Annotated in this window: 15 protein-coding genes; 10 read left to right on the forward strand and 5 right to left on the reverse strand. The window is 39.0% G+C overall.

From position 1 onward, the window contains the following. Positions 1 to 91 precede the first annotated feature (91 nt). Positions 92 to 1,588 carry a glycosyltransferase family 39 protein gene (locus UXI14_RS16890; RefSeq protein ID WP_335967157.1) on the forward strand — a complete coding sequence of 499 codons (1,497 nt, stop codon included), beginning with the start codon at positions 92 to 94 and terminating at the stop codon, positions 1,586 to 1,588. A gap of 34 nt (positions 1,589 to 1,622) precedes the next feature. Here the strand turns inward: UXI14_RS16890 and UXI14_RS16895 are convergent, their stop codons facing one another. Then, complete coding sequence (locus tag UXI14_RS16895; protein WP_277900721.1) at positions 1,623 to 2,081, reverse strand: small multi-drug export protein; 459 nt, start codon at positions 2,079 to 2,081, stop codon at positions 1,623 to 1,625. Positions 2,082 to 2,409: 328 nt separating this feature from the next. Between UXI14_RS16895 and UXI14_RS16900 the strand changes: the two genes are divergently transcribed. From UXI14_RS16900 to UXI14_RS16915, 4 genes are all read left to right on the forward strand, one after another. Beyond that, positions 2,410 to 3,492, forward strand: a complete 1,083-nt coding sequence (locus tag UXI14_RS16900) for an efflux RND transporter periplasmic adaptor subunit (RefSeq protein WP_335967158.1) — start codon at positions 2,410 to 2,412, stop codon at positions 3,490 to 3,492. Next, positions 3,489 to 6,578 (forward strand): efflux RND transporter permease subunit, encoded by a 3,090-nt coding sequence (locus UXI14_RS16905; protein WP_277900719.1) that lies wholly within the window; start codon positions 3,489 to 3,491, stop codon positions 6,576 to 6,578. The genes UXI14_RS16900 and UXI14_RS16905 overlap by 4 nt, the downstream gene beginning before the upstream one ends. After that, positions 6,571 to 7,884 (forward strand): TolC family protein, encoded by a 1,314-nt coding sequence (locus tag UXI14_RS16910; RefSeq protein ID WP_335967159.1) that lies wholly within the window; start codon positions 6,571 to 6,573, stop codon positions 7,882 to 7,884. Before UXI14_RS16905 ends, UXI14_RS16910 begins: the two co-directional genes overlap by 8 nt. A 162-nt stretch (positions 7,885 to 8,046) precedes the next feature. Further along, on the forward strand, positions 8,047 to 9,147 hold the full coding sequence (locus UXI14_RS16915; protein ID WP_335967160.1) for a formylglycine-generating enzyme family protein: 1,101 nt from the start codon (positions 8,047 to 8,049) through the stop codon (positions 9,145 to 9,147). Between the two features lie 3 nt (positions 9,148 to 9,150). Here the strand turns inward: UXI14_RS16915 and UXI14_RS16920 are convergent, their stop codons facing one another. From UXI14_RS16920 to UXI14_RS16930, 3 genes are read right to left on the reverse strand one after another with little or no spacing between them, the layout of a single operon-like run. Further along, a complete protein-coding gene (locus tag UXI14_RS16920; RefSeq protein ID WP_335967161.1) occupies positions 9,151 to 9,627 on the reverse strand; it encodes an OsmC family protein in 477 nt (158 codons plus the stop codon). Continuing rightward, positions 9,627 to 10,013 (reverse strand): VOC family protein, encoded by a 387-nt coding sequence (locus UXI14_RS16925; RefSeq protein ID WP_335967162.1) that lies wholly within the window; start codon positions 10,011 to 10,013, stop codon positions 9,627 to 9,629. The genes UXI14_RS16920 and UXI14_RS16925 overlap by 1 nt, the downstream gene beginning before the upstream one ends. Before the next feature lie 17 nt (positions 10,014 to 10,030). Further along, positions 10,031 to 10,468: an SRPBCC domain-containing protein gene (locus tag UXI14_RS16930; protein WP_335967163.1), complete on the reverse strand. Its 438-nt coding sequence runs from the start codon at positions 10,466 to 10,468 to the stop codon at positions 10,031 to 10,033. Between the two features lie 444 nt (positions 10,469 to 10,912). On the opposite strand from UXI14_RS16930, the gene UXI14_RS16935 reads away from it, so the two are divergent. The 4 genes from UXI14_RS16935 to pgl all read left to right on the forward strand — a co-directional run bounded on the left by UXI14_RS16935 (position 10,913) and on the right by pgl (position 15,163). Then, positions 10,913 to 11,389: an RpiB/LacA/LacB family sugar-phosphate isomerase gene (locus tag UXI14_RS16935; RefSeq protein WP_335967164.1), complete on the forward strand. Its 477-nt coding sequence runs from the start codon at positions 10,913 to 10,915 to the stop codon at positions 11,387 to 11,389. A gap of 2 nt (positions 11,390 to 11,391) precedes the next feature. After that, the gene (gndA, locus tag UXI14_RS16940) at positions 11,392 to 12,801 is read left to right on the forward strand and encodes an NADP-dependent phosphogluconate dehydrogenase (protein ID WP_335967166.1); all 1,410 of its coding nucleotides are present in this window, start codon (positions 11,392 to 11,394) and stop codon (positions 12,799 to 12,801) included. Between the two features lie 121 nt (positions 12,802 to 12,922). Continuing rightward, on the forward strand, positions 12,923 to 14,437 hold the full coding sequence (gene zwf, locus UXI14_RS16945; RefSeq protein ID WP_335967167.1) for a glucose-6-phosphate dehydrogenase: 1,515 nt from the start codon (positions 12,923 to 12,925) through the stop codon (positions 14,435 to 14,437). Between the two features lie 3 nt (positions 14,438 to 14,440). Beyond that, entirely contained in the window at positions 14,441 to 15,163 is a 723-nt protein-coding gene (gene pgl, locus UXI14_RS16950) for a 6-phosphogluconolactonase (protein WP_335967168.1), read from the forward strand. 61 nt (positions 15,164 to 15,224) lie between these two features. Here the strand turns inward: pgl and UXI14_RS16955 are convergent, their stop codons facing one another. Next, entirely contained in the window at positions 15,225 to 16,517 is a 1,293-nt protein-coding gene (locus tag UXI14_RS16955) for a CoF synthetase (RefSeq protein WP_335967169.1), read from the reverse strand. Between the two features lie 342 nt (positions 16,518 to 16,859). On the opposite strand from UXI14_RS16955, the gene UXI14_RS16960 reads away from it, so the two are divergent. After that, entirely contained in the window at positions 16,860 to 19,130 is a 2,271-nt protein-coding gene (locus UXI14_RS16960; RefSeq protein WP_335967170.1) for a TonB-dependent receptor, read from the forward strand. Positions 19,131 to 19,137: the final 7 nt, after the last annotated feature.

The following is a 19,137-nucleotide window of genomic DNA, read 5'->3' on the forward strand; positions in this document are numbered from 1 at the left end:
CAATTTATAATAACATTTTTCTTACTATATAATATTATTTTTCTTACTTTGCAGTATCATAAAATAGATTCTATCTATAGCGTTAACTATAATGAATATAAAAGGTCTCCCCCCATATCGTTCCTTTAAAGGCTATTCTTATGTCTTTGTATTATTATTAATTGCCGCTTTATTGATTAGGTTTCCCTTTTTTTTCCGGGATTATATAGACCGTGACGAAAGTACTTTCATCCTTATGGGACAATCCATAGTGGATGGTTACCTACCTTATATAAAACTCTGGGACCTAAAACCCCCTTTGCTTTTTTATTTTTTTGCAGGGATTATCTTCTTGTTTGGCAAAAGTTTTCTTGCTATTCGCTTTATTGGTTGTGTGCTTATTAGCCTATCGGCTTTTGTTGTATACAAAATGCTAAAAGAAATATCCAGCAAAAAAATTGCGCTTTTGGGAGGTGTCCTGTTTATTATAACCGCTAGCCTCTTTGGTAACATACAAGGCGTAATGAGCGAACATATTTCCATATTCTTTTTTATACCCGCTCTTTTTATATTGTGGAAAAACCATACCAATTATGTAAGTCTTTTTTTTGTGGGGCTATTACTGGGCTGTTCCATGATGACCAAACTTAATATGGCATACCCCGCATTGTTATTGGGGATTTTTCTGTGCATTAATAAATTATACCACGAAAATATCGTCAAGGCCTTTTTAAGTGGTTTCTTTTTGCTTTTTGGCACCTTGTTGACCATAACCATAACGGCCATTCCTTACCTATTAACCTCGAATTTCAATGTATGGTGGAATTCTGTCATCCTAGCCCCCATTGCCTATAATCCGGCCAGTTCGCTTATTACCAAACTGGTTTTATCTTTCTTTGTGGTATGTGCCATAGGGATTGCTTATATTCTTTACAAAAAATACAATCACCATATTAAAAAAATACAGCGCTTATATGTCCTAATTGTTTTATCGTTAATAGGCGTATTGATTTCTTTTATCGATGCTGGAAAGGTCAACGGGCATTATTTAATACAGGTATTTCCATTTTTGATTGTATGCCTCATGATTTGGCTTTACAACACAAGGTTTAAAATTTATATTTCATTAAAACTGATAACCATTCTGCTGATTATTACCCCAATGGAATCTTATGTTGAATACGGCACTTTGGCCAACAGGCTTGTTCAGGGAAAAACGCTTTATAACGAAGAAGGTTTTGAAATACCCGAATATTTTACAAAAACACATGTTAATCCCAATAATATACTTTTTGTTGATTACCATATTGGTTATTGGCTGATGAACGAAAACATTCCCTCCAAGGCAATGACGCACCCCAGTAATTTATATCGGGAAGCGCTTTTTCCATACATGGGCATACGTTCGTCTTCGAGCGAAGAAGAAATATTTCGCATCTTCAATATTGTAAAACCAGAATATATTGTGGGTCCGGACCCTGATTATTTGTTTTCAAAAAAAGAAAAAGATTATCCCTTGGAAAGCTCTATTTTCGACCGCTTATTGATAAGCAAATACCGTTTGCAAAAAACCATTGGCAATGCAGGCATCTATAAAAGAAAAATTTAGCGCATTTTAATTCAATAAAGCGCTGTAAATTAACTTAATTTATCCCATGGTATGTAGCCATTGTCATTCCCCAAACCATTGCACAAGACAAAAATATCCCAATGGTATTTGCCAAAAAAGCCTGTTGATAAGGCATCCTGAACAAATAAGCGGCAATGCTTCCTGCGTATACACCGGTACCGGGTATTGGCAGCATTACAAATATCAAGATTCCATAGAAACCAAATTTCCCTACGTTTGTCCCAGCCCCTTTTTTTATCCTGCGTGCAACTTTAATGGCGCTTTTTTTGTAAAAATTCCATTTTAGCAAATGTGCGTTCATATAATCCAAAAAAAACATCATTATTGGGTACACCAATACATTTGCCGCAAAACATACTAAAAAAGACAGGTAAATATTTACATTATTGAATATGGCATATGGAATACCAACTTTTGCCTCGCCAAAGGGGGATACACTCCACAGCATGGCCACGAGTATTTCAGCAATCATTTTTTTTATCAAATATATAAAATATGGCAAAGGAAAATATTTTTTTTCTGATAATTATCAAGAAGACAAAAACAGTTACGAATCTACATCGTATTAAAATTGATTCTTTAAACCTTAGCCAAACGCTATTTTTTATAGAATCGGCAATATTCACATAAAAAAATCAATCACCTCATAATCAAAAACGTTAAAATTAAAACTTTAACAAACTTTAACTTGTATCATACGCAAAATTCCATTCATTTTGAAGCTTCGATGAATTTGAAGCCTTTTTATAGGCCGGTTCATGCTAAAACCCTATTTAAAACGTACTAACTATTTACCCCTCATGAAAGTAAAATACATAGTTTATCTATTGTTGATTATTGGTATTGGCGGCCTTATAGGCTACCGGATCTATAAAAATAATGAACAAAATACCGGTCCCTTAAAAAGTGGCAACGCCTCATCCATAAAAGTTGGTGGCATGGTGCTAAAACCACAGGAGTTTAAGGACAACCTCTCTCTTTCGGGTTCGCTCGAAGCCAATGAGCAAATTGAAATCCGCAGCGAAGTTTCAGGAGTGGTAGAAAGCATTAATTTTGAAGAGGGAAGCAAAGTAAGCGAAGGGCAAATATTGGTAAAGGTAAACGATATCGAACTACGTGCCCAACTATCAAAAGCAAAAACGGCACAAAAACTTGCTGCCGAGAACGAAAGAAGGGCAAAACTTCTTTTGGAAAAGCAGGCTATTAGCCAAGAAGAATACGATGTTGCCAGTGCCGACCTACAATCGGCGCAAGCAGAATCCGACCTAATCGCGGCGCAGCTCTCCAAAACTTCCATCAGGGCCCCTTTTTCCGGCACCATTGGGTTGCGGTCCATATCAAAAGGAAGTTATGTAACCCCAGTTACCATTATTGCAAAACTGGTAAATACAAAACGCTTAAAACTTACCTTCTCCATACCCGAAAAATATGCATCGCGCATGCAGCTTAATAGCATTTTTACCTTTACAACCACCAACAACACAGAAGAGCATACCGCTAAAATCTACGCCATAGAACCCGAAGTGGAAGTTGCCACACGAACATTAAAAATGCGCGCCATAACAGACAATAGCGAACAAAAGTTGTACCCTGGAATGTACGTAAATGTTAACCTTCCCCTAGAAACCGTTACTAATGCATTAATGGTACCTACGGAGGCTTTAATACCGATACAAAACGGGAAAAAGATTTTTATAGCGCGCAATGGAAGGGCTCAGGAAATAGAAGTACAGACCGGGGCCCGTACAGACCGTTATGTCCGGGTGCTTTCTGGGCTTAAACCCGGAGACACCATTCTAACATATGGCGTAATGGCCCTCGACAATGGTACGCCCGTAAAACTAGACCTCATTAATCCAGACGCTAGCACAGAAAATCCATGAATCTTTCTACCATAAGTATTAAACGTCCGGTTCTAACCATTGTAATGAATATATCAATTATCCTGTTCGGGATTATTGGTTATACCTTTTTGGGGGTTCGGGAATTCCCTTCCATAGATCCGGCCCAAGTATCTGTAAGAACAAATTACGCAGGTGCCAATGCCGATATTATTGAATCTCAAATTACGGAGCCTCTAGAGAAATCCATTAATTCCATTGACGGAATCCGGAACATTACTTCTTCGAGTATTCAAGGTTCCAGCAGGATTAATATTGAATTCAACTTAGATAAAAACCTAGAAGAAGCGGCCAACGATGTTCGGGACAAAGTTTCCCAAGCCGTGCGTAGCCTCCCCGATGACATTGATGCGCCTCCGGTGGTTTCCAAGGCAGATGCCGATGCCCAGCGTATTTTGTCAATGACCGTTCAGAGCGACACCAAGAACATACTTGAACTTTCTGATTATGCCGAAAACGTAATCGCCCAGCGTATCGAAACCATTCAAGGGGTGAGCAGCGTTCAAATTTGGGGACAGCGCAAATATGCCATGCGGCTGTGGATAGACCCCGTAAAATTAGCTTCTTACGGAGCTACCGTTGCCGATGTGCGCAATGCATTGTTGGCCCAAAATGTAGAATTGCCTTCTGGGAAACTCACGGGCAACAATACCGAGTTGACCGTTAAAACAATAGGCAACCTTTCTACAGAAGAAGGCTTTAACAACATTATCATTTTAGCCGAAGGAGAAAAAGTAGTTCGCTTTAGCGATGTTGGTAAAGCAACCCTTGAAGGCGAAAACATGGAAACGAAAATGAGCGACTCTGGCCAGCCCATGGTAGCCGTTGCCGTAATACCCCAACCCGGAACAAACTATTTGGACATTGCCGATGCTTTTTACAAAGAATACGACAAATTGAAAAAAGATCTTCCCGAAGGCTTTAAGCTAAATGTTGTAATCGATGATACAATTTTTGTTAGAAAAGCAGTTAGTGAAGTTGCCGAAACACTTGTAATTTCGATTATTCTGGTAATTTTGGTAATCTTCCTTTTCTTTAGGAACTGGTCCATGGCATTACGTCCGCTTATAGATATTCCAGTTTCGTTAATTGCTACCTTTTTTATCATGTGGGCCTTGGGATATTCCATTAACGTGCTTACGCTTTTGGCCATTGTTCTTGCTACCGGCCTGGTGGTTGATGATGGAATTGTTGTTACCGAAAATATATACAAAAAAGTAGAAGAAGGCATGAGCCCCATAGAGGCGGCTATTAAAGGATCTAATGAAATTTTCTTTGCCGTAATATCCATATCCATTACTTTGGCGGCCGTATTTTTACCGGTTATTTTCTTGGAAGGCTTTGTTGGAAGGCTATTTAGGGAATTTGGCGTAGTGCTGGCTGCTGCCGTATTGGTATCTGCTTTTGTTTCCCTTACGCTTACCCCCATGCTGAACGCGTATTTAATGAAGCCCGGAAAGCAAAAACACTCAAAATTCTACAACATTACAGAAAACTACTTTGTTGCAATGAACAAAGGTTACGCCAGCTCATTAAGTGGTTTTATGAAACGCAAATGGCTTAGTTTCCCTATTTTATTGGCATGTATTGTAATGATTGGCCTGTTTTACAATATTCTTCAGAAGGAAACCGCTCCTTATGAAGACCGTGGTTTTGTAAGCTTAAACGTAAGTGCCCCCGAAGGGTCTTCATATGAGTACATGGACCGGTACATGACGCATATTACAAAACTTATCAACGATTCCATTCCGGAGAAAAAAGTAAGCCTCATATTAACCTCGCCAGGATTTGGTACTTCCTCCGTAAATAGCGGAAGGGCTTTTATCGCCTTAGAAGATGTGCACGACCGGGAACGTTCCCAGCACGAAATAGCCAATGATCTTGGACGGTGGACCAAAAGTTATGTCGGTGCAAAAACCAGTGTATCCGAGAAACCCACAATTTCCGTAAACCGTCGTGGCGGGCCACCCATTCAATACATCATTCAGGCTCCTAATTTTGAAAAATTAGAAGAAAAAATCCCTGAATTCATGAAGGAAGCCGAAAACGATCCCACTTTTTCTTATACAGATGTAGACCTCAAATTTAACAAACCGGAAATCTACGTAACCATCAACAGGGAAAAAGCCGAAAGCTTGGGAGTTTCTGTACGGGATGTTGCACAGACCCTGCAATTATCGTTGAGTGGCCAACGCTTTGGGTATTTCCTCATGAACGGAAAGCAATATCAGGTAATAGGCCAGTTTGATAAAAAAGACCGGGCAACGCCTACCGACCTTACTTCTATTTTTGTTAAAAACAAAGAAGGCCAATTAATTCAGTTGGACAACCTCGTTACAACATCAGAACATAGTAGTCCACCGCAACTGTTTCATAATAACCGGTATCTTTCTGCAACGGTTTCGGCCAGTCTTGCTCCGGGAAAAAGCATCAGCGATGGAATAAATGCCATGAATAAAATCAAGGAAAAAGTTCTCGACGAATCCTTTACAACAGACCTCGGTGGCGAATCCAGGGATTTTGTAGAAAGCAGCTCGAATACCATGTACGCCTTTGGACTTGCCCTTTTGCTGATTTTTTTAATTCTCTCGGCACAATTTGAAAGTTTTATCGATCCGTTAATTATTATTTTAACGGTCCCAATGGCGGTGGCCGGAGCAGTATTTTCTTTATGGCTTTTTGGGCAAACCTGGAATATTTTCAGCCAAATTGGTACCATTATGCTTATTGGCCTGGTAACCAAAAACGGTATTTTAATTGTTGAATTTGCCAACCAGCTCCGTGAAGAAGGCGTTCCCAAAGAGCAGGCCATTGTTAGGGCGGCAGAATCGCGTTTGCGACCCATATTAATGACAAGTTTAACCATTGCCTTGGGCGCACTGCCCATTGCACTGTCTCTGGGAGCCGCTTCTACAAGTAGGATTGGCATGGGGGTCGTTATTATTGGGGGAACTATGTTCTCGCTTATCTTAACATTGTACATTATTCCCGCAATCTATTCTATGTGGTCTAAAACCAAAAAGCTTAAAACCGAATATGAAGCTCTTGATAAATATGAAAATGAATAAAAGCACCTCATTATTGCTGCTAGTTTTTGGCTTCTTTATTTTTTATGGATATGCTCAGGAGGCTAAAATCTTAACTGCTGAAAATGCCATAGCCATTACACTCGAAAACAACTATGAAATAAGGCTCGCAAAAAACGACCTGAAAATAGACGAAGTCAATACATCTCCCGGGTTTGCAGGAATGCTCCCGCGGGTAAACGCATCCTTAGACGATAACAACAGTGTATTAAACCTTACACAAACTAGATCGGATGGAACCGTAAACGCGCTCGACAATGCCAAAAACAATAATTTGAGCTATGGTGTAGCGTTGGATTGGACCCTTTTTGATGGTTTTGGGATGTTTGCAAAATACGATCAGTTAAAAGAGAATAAAAAACTGGGCGATGCAGAATTAAAAAAATCTATTTTAACCAATGTAAGCAGTGTACTTGTAACTTACTATGATCTTGTACAGCAGCAACAGCAACTTGCTGCTTTAGATAGCACACTTGTAATCTCGCAACAAAGGGTTGAACTCGCTCAAAATAGGTTTACCATTGGTAAAGCTTCCAAACTGGAAGTGCTGAATGCCCAAGTTGATTTAAATACAGATCAAACCCTCATGCTGAAGCAAAAGGAAATTTATGCCAACACAAAAGTAGAATTAAATCAATTACTTGCCCGCGACAATAAAACCGAATTTAAAGTGGTAGACAATATCACGGTAGATGAAGACTTATTTTTGCCAGAACTGGAAAGCATGGCAAAAGAAGGCAACCCCGAATTAATGGCCCAAGTTATAAACAAGCGTATTGCCGAACTGGAACTCAAACAGGTTAAATCGCTCCGTTACCCTTCATTAATAGCTACAACTGGATATAATTTTAGCGAATCGGAATCCAGTTTAGGGTTTACCACCAATTCTTCTTCTCACGGATTTAATTATGGTTTTGGTGTTAACTTAACCGTTTTTAATGGCTTCAACCAAAATAGAAACGAAAAAATTGCCAAAATTAAAATAGACAATAGCAAATTGCTTATTGAACAACAAGAAAGAACCCTTTTGTCTCAATTAAGTATTGCCTACCAAACCTATCAAACCAATTTAAATCTTATTGAACTAGAGCGGAACAATGAGGCCATTGCCAAAGAAAATCTGGAGATAACCATGGAAAAATACCGTATAGGTGCCATCCCAACCATAGAATTTAGAACAGCTCAGCTTAATTACATCAATGCACAATTACGCTTTAGCAATGCCAATTTCCAGGCCAAATTGTCTGAAATAGCGCTAAAATCATTATCGGGGAGCCTTCCGCTATAGTTTTTTATAGAAAAGTCTGCATATACGGGAATAACAATACATTAAAACCAAAGAACACTTTGGGCAAAGCACAAAAATAGGTACTGCCGTTATTTTAATAATTAAGATGCTTTTTTGAAAACACTTTTGTAAGTTTATACTGTACAATTTAAAAAATAAAGAATGAAATTATTTCGTTTAATCGCTTTTCTTACCCTCGGATTTATACTAACGCAATGCAAGCAGGACAAAAAAGCTTCTGTTGAAGAAATTACAGCAAAAGAAACTGCTTCCGTTCCACAGGAAAAGCCCAAGGACATAAAAACCCCAAAGGGAATGATCTGGATTCCGGGAGGCAACTTTACACAAGGTGCAAGGAACGGCGACGACAAGGCACTTTCTCATGAAAGGCCGGCTCATCCCGTTCATATAGATGGCTTTTTTATGGACGAAACAGAGGTTACCAACGATGAATATGCAAAGTTTGTTGAAGAAACAGGTTATGTAACAGTTGCCGAAAGACCCGTTGATTGGGAGGAATTAAAAAAACAAGTCCCACCGGGGACACCAAAACCTCATGATTCTTTATTGCAACCAGGTTCTCTGGTATTTAAAAAAACCAAAACGAGCGTTCCAAATCTATACGATTTTTCCCAATGGTGGGAATGGAAAATCGGGGCCAACTGGAGACACCCAAAAGGGCCCGGAAGTACCATTGAAGGAAAGGGAGACTACCCCGTTGTACATATTGCTTACGAAGATGCCTTGGCGTATTGCAAATGGGCCGGAAAAAGACTTCCAACAGAAGCCGAATGGGAATTTGCGGCCAATGGCGGTTTAAAAAACACTTTGTATTCTTGGGGAAATGACACAGAAAAACTTACTGTTGAAGCCAATACATGGAATGGGGAATTCCCCACAGAAAACACCGAAGAAGACGGATACGAAAACAAAGCCCCTGTTAAATCTTTCCCTGCCAATTCTTACGGATTGTACGAAATGTCAGGAAATGTTTGGGAATGGACACAAGACTGGTACAATGTAGATTATTACAAGCAGTTATTAGACCAAGGAGTGGTGAACAACCCATATGGGGCAAAATCTCCATACAACCCAAACAATCCGCTTGTAGAAGAAAAGGTAATAAAAGGCGGCTCTTTTTTATGCAGTGCCAGCTATTGTTCCAGTTACAGAATATCTGCAAGAATGGCAACAGCTACCGATTCTGGGCAGGAACACCTTGGCTTTAGAACTGTTGCAACGCCAGACATGCTTAAAAACTAAGCCTTAAGGTACGGCCAAATTTACAACCGGGCTATGATCTATTTTAAAATTGCAGGAATTGGCTATAAAACAATATTCATTTGCTTTATGGTGTAAATCCATAGCCTCTTCCTTCATAGATTCTTCCTCAACTTCTATAACCGGGTTCAGTACCACTTTGGTAAAACGGCCACCCCCATTTTTTGTTTCTTCCATAATGCCAGACGGTGTGTCTTTGTAACTTTTAACCACCACGCCCGATATTGCACAAAAATGTAAATACCAAAGCATATGGCAACTCGAAAGTGAAGACAAAAACAATTCTTCTGGATTGTATTTGTCTTTATCGCCCCGAAAAGCAGGATCGGAAGAGGCTTGGATCAATGGTTTATTGCCAGAATTAATGGTGTGGCTCCGCTCGTAGGAACGGTAATCTATTGTTCCCTTCCCTAAGTTTCCCGTCCACCGTATTGTTGTTTTGTACTCGTGTTGTTTGTTCATTATTCTTCTATAACCGATAAAATATTACCCGAAGGATCTTTAAACCATGCTATGTTTGGCCCTTCATTTTTGTTTGAAGACCTAAAAATACCTCTTTTATCGGTTTTAGGGTACTCGTACTGCTCCATTTTTATTCCTATTGATACCAAAAATTCTACGACATCATCAATATTGTTTACTGTAAAATTCAATACCGTAAAATTTGCAGCTTGGTGCGCATCTCCTTTCGGATAAGCAATAACTTCATTTCCGCCTTTTAAATGCAATTCCAAGATTCCCATTTCGTTTACCGAAGTATCCAACCCCAATTTATCGCCATAAAATTTTTTTGCCTCGTCAATATCATGTACGGAAAAGCTTGAAAATGTGCTTGTTTCATTTAACATTCTATTATTATTTAAAATTAATCTGCTTCAGAAAGCTCTTTTATTTTTTCCATGGCCAATGGCCAGGTTTTGTCAAAATAATCTACATAATCCTCGGTTATGTCCATATCCACTTTTAAAAGCGTTTCCCCGTTTACAGGTTCCAAACTATAATTTTCATGGGCTCCGCACCACTCGCTTTCTTCCTTTCCAATTACTTCTTTTCCTTTGTGCACTTCGCCCAAATGTTGAAATGACATATATTCATATGGAATTTTTCTTGCTATTTTACTTACAATCCCATCATCATCCTTACCTAAGAAAAAAATCTTGTCTCCTTCCTCCCAATTAGATTCGGCCCTAGAACCTTCACTAAAAACAGCGCTCCATTGCACATACGTATCGTTGTTCCATAATACTTCCCATACTTTTTTTCGGGAAGCTGCTATTTTAATTGTATAAACTTGCTTTTTCATTGTTATAATTTTTTAATTGGCTGGCATTTTCTCCATATCCATGAACAGCATGCTCCAACGGTGCCCATCTGGATACTGAAAACCAAAAGCATACATCCATCCTTGCGATTCGGCGGGCTCGGCATAAACCTTTCTTCAGGCTTTTTTACCTTGACCGCCAATACTGATTTTAAAAATTTACACTATAAAATTAGTGATATTGTACGCTTTAAGCAATGGGCAATTACGGCAATTTATGAGGCGTATTGCGTAAAAGCTTTTCATTTAAGGCTTATGTTCGTTTTTTTTGAAATAAAAACACGGATGCTTTTACCGCTATTTCTTTCTTATAAATTTACACAAATCACTATTTGTTTAAACTATCGTTATATAACTAAATAAAATTGTCTTTATCGCATAGAAATACTTAATTTTATGCTTTCTAAACATTGTATCCGTTATAAAGTGAAAATAGGAATTACAGCAGACCACGCAGGATTTGAAAAAAAGGGGGAATTGAAAGAACTCCTTGATAAAGCGGGCTATGCATATGAAGATTTTGGTGCCTTTTCCTATGATTCTCAAGATGATTATTCTGATATTATTGTCCCGTTGGCCGAGGCTATCGCTAAAGGGAGTATAGAAAAGGGAATTGCCATATGCGGAAGCGGTGTTGGCGTGTCTATTGCCGCAAATAAATTTCCCGGGGTACGTGCCACATTAATTACCGAAACCTATTCGGCCCACCAAGGGGTTGAACACGATAACATGAACCTAATTTGCTTAGGCGGAAGGGTCATTGGCACTGCACTTATCTGGGAGGTTACAGAAGCATTCCTAAAGGCCAAGTTTCAAGACGAAGAACGCTTTAAGCGCAGGCTGGACAAAGTTGTGGAAATAGAAAGAAAAAATTTTAAAGAACAAATTAACAATAAAAATTGACTATGAAAGATTTTGATTTTGGTATTGTTGGTCTTGGTGTAATGGGGAGAAACTTGCTGCTAAACATGGCAGACCATGGTTTTTCTGTTGCCGGTTTGGACCTGGATGCCGAAAAGGCCACTTCGCTGGAAAACGAAGCCGACGATAAACATACCGTAAAAGGGACAACAAACGCCAAAGAATTTGTACAACTTATAAAAAAACCAAGGGCAATCATGCTTTTGGTACCAGCTGGAAAGCCTGTAGATGCTGTTATTAAATCTCTTTTGCCTTATTTGGAAGAAGGCGATATTGTAGTAGATGGCGGGAACTCGTATTTCGAGGACACCAACAGAAGGGTTGACGAGCTGGCCGCACAAAATATTCATTACTTCGGAATGGGAATTTCCGGCGGGGAAAAAGGAGCGCGTTTTGGCCCTAGTATGATGCCGGGAGGCGATGAAAATTCATATGAAAGATTACGCCCAATTTTTGAAGCCATTGCCGCAAAGGTAAATGGAGAGCCTTGTGTAACTTACTTAGGACGTGGTTCTGCGGGAAATTACGTAAAAATGGTTCATAACGGTATAGAATATGCAATTATGCAGTTAATTGCAGAAACATACGATGTCTTGAAACGCGGATTTGAATTTGAAGATGACGAGCTTCAAAACATGTTTGCATCCTGGAACGAATCAGAATTGCAATCGTATTTAATAGAAATCACGGCTGCTATTCTAAAAAAAGATGATGAAATTACCGGAAAACGTTTGGTCGGCTTGATTTCCGATACGGCCAAAGCAAAGGGAACAGGAAAATGGACCTCTCAGAACGCAATGGAAATTCAAGCACCCGTTCCATCCATAGACCTGGCCGTGAATATGAGGGATATTTCCAAATATAAAAAAGAAAGGACCCAGGCATCCAAAACCTATGCTTGGCACGGAGATTCAGAAAACATTAGCGAGGAGAGCCTAATGGCAAATTTTAAAGATGCTTTTTATTTTGGAATGCTTTCCATCTATGCCCAAGGAATGGCACAGCTTACCATTGCATCCAAAGAGTTTGATTATGGCCTAAACCTAGAAGAAGTTGCTAAAATATGGCGTGGTGGATGCATCATCAGGGCAGCCGTTCTGGAAGATTTTAGGGAAGCCTACAAGGCAAACCCAAAACTGCCCAATTTGTTATTGGACGAAAATCTTGCTTCCAAGCTTAACGTTCATCAAAAAGCAATGCGCTCGGTAGTAAAAATTGGTATAGACAAAGGTATTCCCATGGCTGTTTACGGTACCGCACTAACATATTTTGATGCCTACAGAAGTGAAACTTTACCAACAAACCTTATCCAGGCGCAAAGAGATTATTTTGGTGCCCATAAATACGAAAGAATCGATAAAGAAGGTATTTTCCATACTGAATGGGAAAAATAATTCATAAAAAATAAAAAGGGGCCTCCATAAATAAATTGGCAATATTCAATAAAATTTGTGGCCAATTCCAACCGCCTGAACCAAATGGGCAGGCCCGACCGATATACAAAATAAAAAAAACATGAAAACGAATAAAAAGGCATCTCCCACAGTTATTGTTATTTTTGGCGGTACCGGAGATCTTGCAAAAAGAAAGTTAATTCCAGCATTCTACAATTTGTTCAATGAAAACTGGATGCCAGAAAATTTTGCTATCTATGGGTTGGGAAGAACAGAACTTACCGACGATCAATATCGTGAAAACCTACACGAAGGATTAAAGGAATTTTCCAGAAGCGGCGAACCAGATCCTAAAAAATGGAATATTTTTAAGGAATCGTTGCACTATTTCCCATCCAACATAAACGATGAAAACGACTATAAAGAGCTTCTTAAAAAAATTGAAGATTATGATAATAAATGGGAGATTCGTGCAAATAGGCTGTTTTACCTATCGGTTTCCCCGCGTTTTATCGAGCCATTAACAGTCAACATAAAAAATTCCGGACTTGCAACCGATAAATCAAAAGACAGGATAATTATTGAAAAACCTTTTGGTTACAACAAAGAATCGGCCGTTGAGCTCAATAAAATGCTTACCAAAACTTTTCATGAAGAGCAAATTTTTAGAATAGACCATTATTTGGGCAAGGAGACCGTTCAGAATATTCTTGCCTTCCGGTTTGCAAATACACTTTTTGAGCCACTTTGGAACAGAAACTATATCGATTCGGTACAGATAACCGTTGCCGAAAAAGTGGGCGTTGAAGACCGCGGTGGCTATTATGAAGGTGCTGGTGCATTGCGCGACATGATCCAGAACCATTTACTGCAAATTTTGTGCATGGTAGCCATGGAACCGCCAGCCTCTTTTGATGCTGAAGAAATACGAAGCCGAAAATACGATGTACTTAAAGCAATACGGCGTATAAAACCAGAAGAAGTGCATCATTACGCCGTAAGGGGGCAATATTCGGATGGATGGATTGAAGGCGAGAAAGTACCTGGATACCGTGAAGAAAAAGGAGTTAGTAAAAATTCCAACACCGAAACCTTTGCCGCAATCAAGTTTTATTTAGACAATTGGCGGTGGCAAAATGTGCCTTTCTACTTAAGGACCGGAAAACGCATGCAGGAAAAAACTTCTTCCATAACCATTCAATTCCGACCCGTGCCGCACGCTTCGTTTCCGGCAACGCAGACCGATAGTATCATGCCAAATAGGTTGACCATCAATATCCAGCCACAAATGGACATATTATTGCGCTTTATGACCAAGCGCCCCGGACTGGAAATGAACCTCAACCCTTCTGAAATGATTTTTAATTACGATAACTGCTCTACGCAAACCCCCGAAGCATACGAGACCCTGCTCTTGGACGCCATGCTTGGAGATACAACCCTGTTTATGAGGTCGGACCAAATTGAAGAAGCCTGGGATGTAATCTCAACAATTCTCGACGCATGGGAAAATAGGAATTCCATAGATTTTCCAAATTATCAGGCAGGAAGTTGGGGCCCCGAAACTGCGGAAGCACTTATTGCCCGGCAGGGACATGTCTGGGCCGTAAATAAACATTCAACAGAAAAAAAATAACAAATGATTCAAGTATTTGAAAATAAAGATATTCTAAACAAGCAAACAGCCGATCTTTTTATTGAGAAAGCTCAAGTAGCCATTGACAAACGGGATAAATTTACCGTGGCACTTACCGGTGGTTCCTCTCCGGCCGGTTTGTACAAATTATTGGCTTCGCCCGCTTACAAAGAACAAGTTGACTGGAGTAAGGTGTACGTTTTTTGGGGGGATGAAAGATGGGTTCCGCTGGACGATGAAAAAAGCAATGCAGGAGCTGCCTTTAAAGATTTTTTAAACGATCTTCCCATCCCAGACGACCATATTTTCCCTATGTGGAAAAAAAATATTGAACCAGAAGCTTATGCAAAAGAATACGAAGCCATTCTGGAAAATCATTTAGAACTTGGCGATATTTTCGATTTAATATTGCTCGGTATGGGAGACGATGGGCACACGGCCTCTTTATTCCCCAACCAAAAGGTGCTAAACGAAAAAGAAAAAAAGGTAGCTGCTTATTATCTTGCTCCACAAAACATGTACAGGATAACCCTTACCGCACCATTGATAAACAAAGCCCGTAAAATAGTATTTATTGTGTTTGGAGAGAAAAAAACCAACGCACTTTACGAAGTAATCGAAGGGGAACGAAACAGTACTTTATACCCTTCCCAGCTTATCCAACCGGTATCGGGGAACATAGTCTGGATGGTCGACAAGGTTGCCGCAGGAAAATTAAGCATCTAAAATAATAACCTGAGTTCGGTTAATATAAAAAGAAGAGTGTGAAGGTGTCCAAAAGCAGGTATTACTTGTCTATGGCATGTTCACCTTTTTGTTTTTCAAGCATTTTGTTGATAACCAATTTGCGCTTCCCGGAAAGCAGTAAAGGTATATCATTAACATATTTTACTTTTATAATGGCACTTTCGCCCAAATGTGTTTTAAATTCATCAATCATCTCGGTTTCCATGTCAAAATCATCATATACATTTAATTTGAAGAGGTAAGTATTTGAATTTTCCTGAATAAACTGAAACTGCTTGATTTTAGGGTATTTCAATAAATGATAGGTAACATACGAAGTAATAAGTTCTCCTTTGGTATTGTATATCATGTCCATTTTCCTACCTTCAACCCGTTCTAAATAAGGTGCTCCATTGAAGCTGTCTTCAATGGCCATACAACCTATATCTCCGGTATCGTATCTAATTAATGGCATGCTGTAATTGTAAAAGTCGGTCACTACAATCCTGCCCGGTTTTCCTGGAGTCACTGGAACATCTTCATCGGGCTTAAGGATTTCAATAAAATAGCTCGCCCAATTGATGTGAAAATTAGTCCCCCCGGGAAATTGTTGCGCCAAAATACCGTTTTCGACATTAGAGTACCTCGATAGGCCTTCCACACCAAAATAATATTTTATTTGTTCTTTAGACTTTGCGCTCAGGTATTCGGACATTGCTATTACCGACTTTACATTGGCATTTATAGGTGGCGATTTCTTACTTTCCAGGTAATTGCAAATTGTTGTAAGTGCCGAGGCATAGCCCAATATACTTTTAGGTGAAGGGTCTTCTGCTATTTTGTCCATTAGGCCTTGAATATCGCTATCGGATAATTTGGAGACCGGGTGCATCAAAATATTTTGAAGAAATGAAGACAGGGTATCTTTGCTGTTGTATTGATCCCAATGCCGGATATAAACTAATTTTTGACCAACTTTGTACCCGCTTCTGTTGGCAAAATAGAGTGTATCGGCCGTATTTCTATTTTTCTTGTTCCTGTTGTAATATATTCTAAAAGGGGTTCCTGTAGATCCGCTTGTGTATCTTGAATAAAGTTTTTCGTCGTGATAGGCATCCGACTTAAATTCTTCAAAATAATCCCTTATAATATTTTTGTTTACAACGGGGAAGTTTTTAAGTTCGTTTAAATTGGTTATGTTTTTGTAATAGGGAACTGTTTTTTTTACATGTACCATTAAAGCTTCCAAGAGTTCCTTTCGTCTATATGCTGCTTGTGGGCTGTTGTATTTTTCCATGATGAATTCAATATCATCATAATGTTTTTTTATGCTGGCCCCTTTAAGTAGGTCCAATAGCCAAAAAGATTTTTCTCGAAACTTATTTATCATTCCCATAGTACGCAGTAATCAAATCTTTTTATTGGTTAAACAATTGTATTAGTACATTTTTTAGAACAATTCTCGGTCGCCTTCATCTTATAAAACCATATTTATAAAACATAGCGGTTTGGGAAGAATTTCCCATAAAAATAACCGAATTTACCCCCCTGTAATGTAAAACTCCACCAATGGTATGGATTATCTATGAAATACCTATGAAAAGCAAAAACCGCAACCTCAATTCACAATTAAATGAAGTATCTTTAAATCAGAATCTTATAGCTATTTCTGCCCTATAAAAAGAACGCATAATACATGAAACAACATCAACCAACAATAATTGTTCTCAGTAGGTTTTTATTTTTTTTGTTTTTAGTTGTAGGCTCCAAAAATGTTAATGCCCAATTAAAAATAAAAGGAACTGTTTATGCAAACAATAACAACAATACACTATTCCCGATAAGCGGTGCCAAAATACATTGGCTAAACGATAATATTTCTACCATTACGGACAGCGATGGCGATTTTAACATTCCATACAGTAAGGCCTCAAAAAAGATTGTAATAAGCTATACCGATTTTAGAAACGATACCATTTTGGCAAATAGGCCAAACCTTGGAAAAATTATACTCTTTCCCGAAATTGCACTGGAAGCCGTAGTTGTTGAAGAAAGGGTAAACCCATTGCAACGCTCGCTATTTGAAGTTCAAAATGTGGTAACGGTAGACAATAGGGAAATGTTAAAGGCCGCCTGTTGCAATCTCTCCGAAAGTTTTGAAACCAATCCCGCAGTCGATGTAAACATATCCGATGCCGTTACCGGGGCTAAACAGATACAAATGTTGGGGCTTAATAGCCCGTATTTGTTGTTTACACAAGAGAACATGCCGTCTATTAGGGGCGCGTCTCAAATATATGGTCTTTCGTTTATACCGGGTTCTTGGATAGAAAGCATACAAATTACCAAAGGGGCCGGCAGTGTTCTCAATGGCTACGAAAGTATTTCCGGACAAATAAATTCTGAATTGGTGAAACCCTTTACCGATAAAAACCTATTTCTAAATGTATATGCAAACAATTACGCCCGGTTCGAGCTTAATTCCCGCTATAATACGGAAGTAACCAATAAATTGGCTACCGGACTGTATATTCATGGCAATTTAAGGACTGCTAAAGTTGATGAGAATGGAGATAATTTTTTGGACACCCCACTTGCTAGACAGATTAATTTTATGAACAGATGGCAATATACCGACCCAGAAAATGGCTGGGTTGGCTTTTTTAACATACAATATTTAAAAGATGAAAAGCAGACCGGTGAACTGGATTTTGTGCCAAAAGAAGATAAATTTACAACAAATGCCTGGGGAAGCGAAGTAAATACCAGCCGATTGGACCTATCGTCTAAAGTAGGATATGTATTTCCCGATTTACCGTATCAAAGTTTTGGGGTACAAATGGCATATACCGACCATGACCAAAATTCTTATTACGGGTTTAATACCTACGACATTAAACAACGGTCTATTTATACCAATGCCATTTTTAATAGCATTATTGGAAGTACACAACATAAGTACAAAACGGGCATAAGTTATACATACGATGCTTTTAACGAACTGGTCAACCAGCAAATTTATGATAGAAAGGACAATTCGATCGGGGCTTTTTTTGAATACACATACAACAACCTTGATAAATTGAGCCTAGTAGCGGGGCTCAGGATAGACAACCATAACAGGTTACATACTTTTATTACACCTAGGCTTCATATACGTTATACTTTATGGGACAAAGCAAGCATAAGGGCTTCCGCAGGAAGGGGAAAAAGAAATACTAATATTTTTGCCGAAAACCAACAGCTTTTTGCCAGTTCCAGACAAATCAATATAGAAAACAACAACGGAAATACGTATGGCCTGTCTCCAGAAACCGCATGGAATTACGGCATCAGCTTTACCCAAAAGCTCTATTTATGGAATAGGACCATGGTTCTTTCGGCCGATTTCTATCAAACGCGGTTTACCGACCAAGTTGTAGTTGACTGGGAAAATCCAAGGGAAATTTCTTTTTATAACCTCAACGGAAATAGTTTTGCAAATAGTTTCCAGTTTGATTTTACCTACGAGATTATCCAAAACCTGTCCGTAAGGGCCACGTATAAAAATTACAATGTAAAAACCCATTACAACAATGGGGAACTTGAAAAGCCCTTACAGCCCGAACACCGCTTTTTTGCCAACTTAAACTTTGAAACCGTAAAACAGCCAACGGGAAAACAATGGCGGTTCGATGCTACTTGGCATTGGCAAGGTGCACAGCGTTTGCCAAACACCTCCAGCAACCCATTGCCCTATCAACTTAAAGCATTTTCTCCTTCGTATAGTGTAATAAATGCGCAAATTACGCGGGTGTTCAGTAATAAATTTGAATTGTACCTTGGCGGAGAAAACATAAACAATTATACACAAAGCAACCCGATTGTTGCCAGCAATGATCCTTTTGGCGAATATTTTGATTCTACAATTACTTATGCGCCCATTTTATCGGGAATTTATTACATTGGTATGCGTTTCAAAATATAATAAATAA

The sequence above is a fragment of the Galbibacter sp. PAP.153 genome, from assembly GCF_037029175.1.
GTDB classification, from domain to species: Bacteria; Bacteroidota; Bacteroidia; order Flavobacteriales; family Flavobacteriaceae; genus Galbibacter; species Galbibacter pacificus.